The sequence below is a fragment of the Achromobacter sp. genome (genome assembly GCF_032113835.1).
Classification (GTDB): Bacteria; Pseudomonadota; Gammaproteobacteria; order Burkholderiales; family Burkholderiaceae_B; genus Achromobacter.
On record NZ_DAMCTG010000004.1, the window covers coordinates 164,310 to 172,351 of the forward strand.

Genomic DNA, 8,042 nt, shown 5'->3' on the forward strand with positions numbered 1-8,042 from the left:
CCACCTTCGCCGGGTGTCTGACACCGCCCTGGAAACAACAACGGCGCCCTCAATGGCGCCGTTGTGTTTGCGTGCTGGCGAATCAGCCCGGCCGGCGCGCGCGTTTTTCCTCGCGCACGAAGATCACCACGCCCACGATCACCATCAGCGCCAGCGCATACCAGGTGATGGCATACGTCAGATGGTTGTTCGGGAAGTTGATCATCGTGAGTCCGCCGACGGGGTCCTTGGCAGGATCCTTGCCGGGGCTGGACGCGGCGTCGGCGTCGATGAAGTAGGGCGCCACGTCGGCAAGCCCGCGCGCCGCGGCGATGCCGGGCAGATCGCGTGAATACCAGAGGTTGGCGGCCGGGTCGTTGTTGCGCAGGAAGCCACTGGCCGGTTCGCCCATGCGCAGCAATCCCGTCACCTGGCCCGGCGCCGGCGGCTGGGCGCTGTTGGCCGCGTCCTTGCGCCATGCCGGCAGCACGAAGCCGCGGTTCACCAGCACGGTGCCGCCGTCCGCCAGCTGCAGCGGCGTCATGACCCAATAGCCGCTGCCTAGTTCGGTGGCGGCCTGCACCAGCGTCTGCTTGTCGAAGTGGTAGGTGCCGGACGCGGTGACGTGGCGGTATTCGGCGTTGTCCTGCGTCAGCTGCGCCCATTCGTTCTTGCCGGGGGCGGGCGTGGCCGGCGCGTGGGCCCGCTGATCCACCTGCGCGATCAGCGCGCGTTTCCAGGCCAGCCGGTGCACCTGCCAGGTGCCCAGGGCGCAGAGCCCGGCGAAGATGGCGACAGCCAGCAACCCCAGGATGACCAGGGTTGCCTTGCTGCGCGGATTACGGGAGGTGTCGCGTGAAGAAATGTCTTTGACTGCTGCCATCAGGGCATCTTGCGCATGTCATGCGGTGACATGGGCATCATGTTGGAGTTCAAGTGATACATGATCCAGATGGATCCGCTGAGCGTAATGACGACCAGCACGAGCGTGAATATTAACGCCAACATGTTCCAGCCGCTTTCGGACTTGGTGTCCAGGTGCAGGAAGTAGATGATGTGGACCACGATCTGCACGACGGCGAAGGCCAGGATCACCAGGCCGGTGACCCGCGAACTGTCGATGACGCGATCCATGACCAGCCAGAACGGAATCGCGGTCAGAATGGCGGCCAGCACGAAGCCGGTCATGTAGCTCTTGAAGGTGCCGTGGCCGGCGCCGTCGTCATCGTCATGGTGGCCATCGTGATGATCGTGGCCGTGATGGCCGCCGTGGCCGGTGTCGGCCAGGTTATCCATGTGCGACGTCATGGCAGCACTCCCATCAGATACACGAAGGTGAACACGCCCACCCAGATCAGATCCAGGAAGTGCCAGAACATCGACAGGCACATCAGGCGGCGGCGGTTTTCGGGGATCAGCCCATGCATGCGCACCTGCAGCATCAACGTCACCAGCCACACGATGCCGAACGTGACGTGCAGCCCGTGCGTGCCGACCAGCGTGAAGAACGCCGACAGGAAGGCGCTGCGCTGCGGGCCGGCGCCCTGATGGATCAGGTGCCAGAACTCGTAGATTTCCAGCGACAGAAAGCCCAGGCCCAGGATGCCGGTCACCGCCAGCCACAACTGCGTGGCGCCGATGCGGTTGCGCCGCATCTCCAGCATCGCGAACCCATAGGTAATCGACGACAGCAGCAGCAGCGACGTGTTCACCGCCACCAGCGGCAGGTCGAACAGGTCAGCGCCGGACGGGCCCGCCGCGAAGCTGCGGCCAAGCACGCCGTAGACCGCGAACAGGCACGCGAAGATGAGGCAGTCGCTCATCAGGTAGACCCAGAACCCGAGCAGCGTGCCGTTCTTGGGATGATGTTCGCCAGGAACGTAGAAGACCGGTTCCTGGGACGACGGCGCGGCGCCGCCGGGCATGGGGTGGGCGAGGGTATCAGACATGTTGCGCTAGCAGCCTTGTACGGGCGTCTTCCGTGGCGACGACCTCTGCGGCCGGCACGTAGTAGTCGCGCTTGTAGTTGAAGGTATGGATGATCGACACGAGGATCAGCGCCGCAAACGACAGCACCACCAGCGGCCACATGTGCCAGATCAGCGCAAAGCCCAGCACCACGCTGATCCCGGCCAGGACGATGCCCGCCCAGGTGTTCTTCGGCATGTGGATCGGAATGAAGCCCTGCTGCGGACGCTGGTAGCCGTGCTGCTTCATCTGCCACCAGGCGTCCAGGTCATGCACCCGCGGCGTGAACGCAAAGTTGTACACGGGCGGCGGCGACGAGGTGGACCATTCAAGCGTGCGGCCATCCCACGGGTCGCCCGTGGTGTCGCGCAACTGATCGCGGCGGCGGTAGCTGACCACGAGCTGGATGATGAAGCTGGCAATGCCGCACGCGATCAGCAGCGCGCCGAAGGCCGCGATCTGGAACCAGATCTGCAGCGACATGTCCTCGAAGTGGTTCACGCGGCGCGTCACGCCCATCAGGCCCAGCACGTACAGCGGCATGAAGGCCACGTAAAAGCCCACCAGCCAGAACCAGAACGAGCACTTGCCCCAGAACGGATCGAGCTTGTAGCCGAACGCCTTCGGGAACCAGTACGTGATGCCGGCCATCAACCCGAACAGCACGCCGCCGATGATCACGTTGTGAAAGTGCGCGATCAGGAACAGGCTGTTGTGCAGCGCGAAGTCGGCGGGCGGAACCGCCAGCAGCACGCCCGTCATGCCGCCGATCACGAAGGTGACCATGAAGCCGAGCGTCCACAGCATCGGGACCTCAAAGCGGATGCGCCCGCGGTACATCGTGAACAGCCAGTTGAAGATCTTGGCGCCTGTCGGGATCGAGATGATCATTGTGGTGATCCCGAAGAACGAGTTCACGCTGGCCCCGGACCCCATCGTGAAGAAGTGGTGCAGCCACACCAGGTACGACAGCACGGTGATCACGACCGTGGCATAGACCATGGACGCGTAACCGAAGAGACGCTTGCGGCAGTACGTGGACACCACTTCGGAAAAGATGCCGAATGCGGGCAGGATCAGGATGTAGACCTCGGGATGGCCCCAGATCCAGATCAGGTTCACGTACATCATGGCGTTGCCGCCGAAGTCCGCCGTGAAGAAGTTGGTGCCCACGTAGCGGTCCATCGACAGCAGCGCCAGCACCGCCGTCAGCACCGGGAACGCCGCCACGATCAGCACGTTGGTGCACAGCGCCGTCCACGTGAAGATCGGCATGCGCATCATCTTCATGCCGGGCGCGCGCATCTTCACGATGGTGACCAGCAGGTTCACCCCCGATAGCAGTGTCCCCACGCCCGCTATCTGCAAGGCCCATATGTAGTAGTCGACCCCGACGTCCGGACTGTGCAGGATGCCCGATAACGGTGGATACGCCAGCCAGCCGGTGCGGGCGAATTCCCCCACGAAGAGCGACATCATCACCAGGATCACGCCGCCCGCGGTCATCCAGAAGCTGAAGTTGTTCAGGAACGGAAACGCGACGTCGCGCGCGCCGATCTGCAGCGGAACGATGAAATTCATCAGCCCCGTGACCAGCGGCATGGCCACGAAAAAGATCATGATGACGCCGTGCGCCGTGAAGATCTGGTCATAGTGGTGCGGCGGCAGAAAGCCGGTGGAGTCGCCGAAGGCCACGGCCTGCTGGGAGCGCATCATGATGGCGTCGGCAAAGCCGCGCAGCAACATCACGATGCCGAGGATCACGTACATGATCCCGATCTTCTTGTGGTCGATGCTGGTGAACCACTCGCGCCACAGGTAGCCCCACTTCTTGTAGTACGTGACGGAGCCCAGCAGCACGATGCCGCCCGCCGCCACCACGAAGAAGGTGCCCAGCAGGATGGGATCGTGAAAAGGAATGGCGTCCCAGGTAAGCCGGCCGAAGATCAGCTTGGTGAGGTCAGGTTGATCAGGCATCTCGATTCCAGCAAAAAAACCGCGTTTACATGGAGCACGTCGCGTGCCGAAAAACCTGCCGCGCTAGAGCACCAGTCCTTCCGAAGCCGTGCACATGGCGCCGACATACTTGCGCGGCGGCGTGTCCGTAAGTCCCAGTTGCTCGCGCACTTGCGGGTCCAGGGTGGTGAGGTTGTGCGCGCCCGGTATGCCGGCGCCGCCTTGCGCGTCGATGGCCATCGCATCGCGCATGCACATGCGGTTGGGTTCGACGCAGCGGTTCACGATGGCGTCGAAAAGGCCGGGCGCAACGGTGGCGTAAAGCTGCACCGGGTTGCGCTCGCTGGGTTGTTCGAGCTTCAGGTAAGCGGCGCGGTCCAGCGTGGTCTGCGACTTTTGGGCCTGCGCGACCCACTCGTCAAAGCCCTTCTGGTCCAGCCCATGGAAGCGGAAGCGCATGCCCGAGAAGCCCGAGCCGCTGTAGTTGGCGGACAGGCCTTCGTATTCGCCGGGGTGGTTGATGACCGCGTGCAGCGTGGTCTGCATGCCGGGCATGGCGTAGATCTGCCCGGCCAGCGCAGGCACGAAAAACGAGTTCATGACCGATGACGACGTGATCTTGAACTGGATGGGGCGGTCCACCGGTGCGGCCATCTCGTTGACGGCGGCCACGCCTTGCTCGGGATAGAGGAACAGCCACTTCCAGTCCAGCGCAACCACTTCGACGACAAGTGGTTTGGTGTTGGGCGGCACTTCGCGGCCTTCGGACAGGCGCGCCAGCGGCCGGTAGGGATCGAGCTGGTGCGTGCTGACCCACGTGAGGGCGCCGAGTGCAATGATGATGAGCAGCGGCGCGGCCCAGATCAGGAGCTCCAGCATCGTGGAGTGGTTCCAGTCGGGATCGTAGGCGGCGTCCTTGTTGCTGGCGCGATAACGCCATGCGAACAGCAGCGTGAGGATGATGACCGGCACGATGATGATGAGCATCAAGCCGGTCGAGATGATGATCAGGTTGCGTTGTTGCACGGCCACGTCGCCCGATGGCGACAGCAGGACCGCATTGCACCCGGCAAGCAGCGGCAGGGCGGCAAACAGGATCAATCCGCGGAGCCTTGCGAAGGACGACATAGTCATACCCCGAAACGTAACCGTGCGAAGTAAACGAAACACTACGCTGGAAGCCGCGAAAAATCTAGGGTAAAAAGAGCAAAAGTATGCACGGGAACGCGTGCGGGGCAGTCATGGGCCAAAACGCTTGCGGCTTCCCGCATGATGCGCGTACCGTGGTGCTGGTGTGTTGCAAGATCGTAGACAAGGCGTATCCAGAACCTTCTTTTGCGAGCGAACCCATGTCGACCACCACGCAGTATCCTGGTCACCCTTCTCCCGGATCCGGACCCGGGGCGATCAGCGGCGGCGCCAGCCACGCCAAGGTGGCGCCCGGTGAAATCGCCGTGGGGGTGGTCGTCGGACGCGCCTCTGAATACTTCGATTTCTTCGTCTTCGGCATCGCGTGCGTGCTGGTTTTTCCGAAGGTGTTCTTTCCCTTCGAAGACCCGCTGGAAGGCACGCTGTCCGCTTTCATCATCTTCTCCTTCGCCTTCATCATGCGTCCCATCGGCACCGCGCTGTCGATGGCGATCCAACGCCGATGGGGCCGCGCAACCAAGCTGACCGTCGCCTTGTTCGTGCTGGGCACCGCCACCGTCGGTATGGCGTTTCTGCCGAGCTATGAGTCCATTGGCGTGCATGCCATCACCTTGCTCGCGGTGTTCCGCTGTCTGCAGGGCCTGGCGTTTGGCGGGTCATGGGACGGCCTGCCGTCGCTGCTGGCGCTGAACGCGCCGCCCAATCGGCGCGGCTGGTATTCGATGATGGGTCAGCTCGGCGCGCCCGTTGGCTTCTTGGTGGCCAGCGCGCTGTTTCTCTATCTGCATGTGACGCTCACGCAGGCGGACTTTCTTGAATGGGGCTGGCGCTATCCGTTCTTCGTGGCGTTCGCCATCAACGTGGTGGCGCTGTTTGCGCGGCTGCGGCTGGTGGTCACCGAGGAATACACGCAGCTGCTTGAAGAAGGCGAGCTCGAGCCCATCGGCATCCGCGAGATCATCAGCCAGCAAGGCTACAACCTCTTCATCGGCGCGTTCGCCGCGCTGGCCAGCTATGCGCTGTTTCACCTCGTCACGGTTTTTCCGCTGTCGTGGATCGCTGTCAGCGGCACGCAACAGATCTCGGATGTGCTGATCGTTCAGATCATCGGCGCGGTGATCGGCATCCTGGGCACGATCGCTTCCGGATGGCTGGCTGATCGCATCGGACGGCGCACGACGTTGGGATTGCTCGCCATGCTGATCGGCGTGTTTGCGGTGGTGTCGCCGTGGCTGCTGGGCGGCGGGCCGAAGGCGCAGGACGCGTTCATCTTGATCGGTTTCGCGCTGCTGGGGCTGTCGTATGGCCAGGCATCCGGCACGGTTACTGCAAACTTCACGCGGCGGTTCCGTTATACCGGTGCGGCCTTGACGTCCGATATGGCATGGCTGGTCGGCGCGGCGTTCGCGCCGGTGGTGGCGCTGGGGCTGTCGGCGCGATTCGGACTGGTTGCGGTCAGCGTGTATTTGCTGTCCGGCGTGGCGTGCACCTTGATTGCGCTGCGCATCAACAAGGTGCTTGAAACCCGCGATTGAATGTGGGGCGACGAGTTGCTGCCCCGGTGCACCTACAGCTGACGACCTTGCCCCGGTGTCTGACACCCTGGTGAGATGGTCTCGGGTGTGCAGCGGTGTGCCTGGGGTGTCAGACACCTACTTCGGATTCCCTTGCCCCGGTGTCTGACACCCTGGTGAGATGGTCTCGGGTATGCAGCGGTGTGCCTGGGGTGTCAGACACCTACTTCGGACGACCTTGCCCCGGTGTCTGACACCCTGGTGAGATGGTCTCGGGTATGCAGCGGTGTGCCTGGGGTGTCAGACACCTTTTGCGCGTGTCTGACCTGCATAAAATCAGGGACCGCCCCGGCGTTCAGCCCAGATATCCTTCCAGCACGTTCGCCACATTGACGCCCACGTCGGCGACCGCATAGCCGCCTTCCATCGTGAACACCGCCGGCAGGCCCAGGCCGGCCAGCATGCTTCCGACCTGCAGATAGTCGGCGCTTTTCAACTTGAACTTCGATATCGGATCGCCTTCATAGGTATCCACGCCCAGCGCAACGACCAGCGCATCGGCCTTGAATGCGCGCACGGCATCCAGGCCCTGCTGCAAGGCGGCCGTCCATGCTGCGAAGTCGCTGCCGGCCGGCAGCGGCAGGTTCAGGTTGCAGCCCTGGCCCGCGCCTTCGCCGCGTTCGTCGGCATATCCCAGGTAGAACGGATACTCGGTGGTCGGATCGCCGTGGACCGACACGGTCAGCACATCTCCGCGGTCGTAGAAGATGCTCTGCGTGCCGTTGCCATGGTGATAGTCCACATCCAGGACGGCGACGCGCTGCGCGCCGGCGTCGCGCAGCGCCTGGGCCGCCAGCGCTGCGTTGTTCAAAAAGCAGTAACCGCCAAAGAAGTCCGCGCCGGCATGATGGCCGGGCGGGCGCGTCAGCGCCATGGCGGCGCGTTGACCCTGGCCTTGGGAAATGGCGCGCGCGGCGTCGATGGCGCAGGCAGCGCCCGCGGTGGCCGCTTCCCACGTGCCGGCCGTCAGCGGACAGCCGCTATCGAACGAGAACAGCCCGACGCGCGCGGCAAAGTTGGTGGGTTCGATGTCGTGCCGGAATCCGCGCACGGGCCAGATCGACGGCAACACGTCCAGATCCGCGTTGGCCGGATCCAGCGCAATCCATTCGTTCCAGGCGCTCGCCAGAAAGTCCACATAGCGCGGCGTGTGCACGCGCTTGATCAGATCCATGTCAGGCGCAGAGGGCGCGCGCAGTTCACCGATGCCGCGCTGGCGCAGCGCGTCCAGCACGTATTCCAGCCTGGCCGGCGTTTCGTGGCAGGGCACCAGCTTGCCGCGGAACATCTCGTGGCGGCCGATGTGTTTGTCGTGAACGGGATTGTGGAAGATCAGCACGATGAAAAATCCTGGAAGGGTAGGCAGGCAGATGCGCCGCTACAGGGGCCGGAAAATATACAGCGCCACGGCGGGCA

Annotated in this window: 7 protein-coding genes; 1 reads left to right on the top strand and 6 read right to left on the bottom strand. The window is 63.5% G+C overall.

Annotated features, from left to right (window positions below; genetic code table 11):
* Positions 1 to 82 precede the first annotated feature (82 nt).
* The 5 genes from RT697_RS03275 to cyoA all read right to left on the bottom strand — a co-directional run bounded on the left by RT697_RS03275 (position 83) and on the right by cyoA (position 5,031).
* Positions 83 to 862 carry an SURF1 family protein gene (locus RT697_RS03275; protein WP_313696977.1) on the bottom strand — a complete coding sequence of 260 codons (780 nt, stop codon included), beginning with the start codon at positions 860 to 862 and terminating at the stop codon, positions 83 to 85.
* Complete coding sequence (gene cyoD / locus RT697_RS03280; RefSeq protein WP_056558423.1) at positions 862 to 1,287, bottom strand: cytochrome o ubiquinol oxidase subunit IV; 426 nt, start codon at positions 1,285 to 1,287, stop codon at positions 862 to 864. The genes RT697_RS03275 and cyoD overlap by 1 nt, the downstream gene beginning before the upstream one ends.
* A complete protein-coding gene (gene cyoC, locus RT697_RS03285; RefSeq protein ID WP_105240366.1) occupies positions 1,284 to 1,928 on the bottom strand; it encodes a cytochrome o ubiquinol oxidase subunit III in 645 nt (214 codons plus the stop codon). The genes cyoD and cyoC overlap by 4 nt, the downstream gene beginning before the upstream one ends.
* Positions 1,921 to 3,924: a cytochrome o ubiquinol oxidase subunit I gene (gene cyoB, locus RT697_RS03290; protein ID WP_105240365.1), complete on the bottom strand. Its 2,004-nt coding sequence runs from the start codon at positions 3,922 to 3,924 to the stop codon at positions 1,921 to 1,923. Before cyoB ends, cyoC begins: the two co-directional genes overlap by 8 nt.
* A gap of 63 nt (positions 3,925 to 3,987) precedes the next feature.
* Entirely contained in the window at positions 3,988 to 5,031 is a 1,044-nt protein-coding gene (gene cyoA / locus RT697_RS03295) for a ubiquinol oxidase subunit II (RefSeq protein ID WP_313696978.1), read from the bottom strand.
* Positions 5,032 to 5,252: 221 nt separating this feature from the next.
* On the opposite strand from cyoA, the gene RT697_RS03300 reads away from it, so the two are divergent.
* Positions 5,253 to 6,587: an MFS transporter gene (locus tag RT697_RS03300; RefSeq protein ID WP_313696979.1), complete on the top strand. Its 1,335-nt coding sequence runs from the start codon at positions 5,253 to 5,255 to the stop codon at positions 6,585 to 6,587.
* Positions 6,588 to 6,921: 334 nt separating this feature from the next.
* Here the strand turns inward: RT697_RS03300 and RT697_RS03305 are convergent, their stop codons facing one another.
* Positions 6,922 to 7,965 carry a histone deacetylase family protein gene (locus tag RT697_RS03305; protein ID WP_313696980.1) on the bottom strand — a complete coding sequence of 348 codons (1,044 nt, stop codon included), beginning with the start codon at positions 7,963 to 7,965 and terminating at the stop codon, positions 6,922 to 6,924.
* Between the last annotated feature and the right edge of the window lie 77 nt (positions 7,966 to 8,042).

Coding starts and splice junctions, on each gene's coding strand:
- RT697_RS03300 (WP_313696979.1), top strand. CDS start 5,253: ATGTCGACCACCACGCAGTATCCTGGTCACCCTTCTCCCGGATCCGGA.
- cyoD (WP_056558423.1), bottom strand. CDS start 1,287: ATGACGTCGCACATGGATAACCTGGCCGACACCGGCCACGGCGGCCAT.
- cyoA (WP_313696978.1), bottom strand. CDS start 5,031: ATGTCGTCCTTCGCAAGGCTCCGCGGATTGATCCTGTTTGCCGCCCTG.
- cyoC (WP_105240366.1), bottom strand. CDS start 1,928: ATGTCTGATACCCTCGCCCACCCCATGCCCGGCGGCGCCGCGCCGTCG.
- cyoB (WP_105240365.1), bottom strand. CDS start 3,924: ATGCCTGATCAACCTGACCTCACCAAGCTGATCTTCGGCCGGCTTACC.
- RT697_RS03275 (WP_313696977.1), bottom strand. CDS start 862: ATGGCAGCAGTCAAAGACATTTCTTCACGCGACACCTCCCGTAATCCG.